Annotated in this window: 1 pseudogene; it reads right to left on the bottom strand. The window is 61.0% G+C overall.

The features are described 5' to 3' along the window. Positions 1–218: pseudogene (locus tag FS777_RS21340) on the bottom strand (IS5/IS1182 family transposase); the annotation flags it as partial.

The following is a 218-nucleotide window of genomic DNA, read 5'->3' as shown; positions in this document are numbered from 1 at the left end:
GCAAGTAGCCACTTACAGCGCTTGCGCGGACGGCCACGTCGGCTCGATGGAATGCTGACCTCGTCCAGCAGTGGTTGTGCGTAGCTGATGTCACTGGCTTGACCGCCAGAGAGGAGAAAGCGCAACGGTATCCCGTTGGCATCGCAGAGCATGTGGATTTTGGTTGTCAGGCCGCCACGACTTCGGCCTAGAGCGTGATCGGCAGGCTCGTCAGGCCC

The organism is Pseudomonas sp. DE0157, from assembly GCF_007678615.1.
GTDB lineage: Bacteria > Pseudomonadota > Gammaproteobacteria > Pseudomonadales > Pseudomonadaceae > Aquipseudomonas > Aquipseudomonas parafulva_B.
Note: the sequence above shows the minus strand (reverse complement) of the source record. Positions and strands in the feature narration are given on the sequence as shown.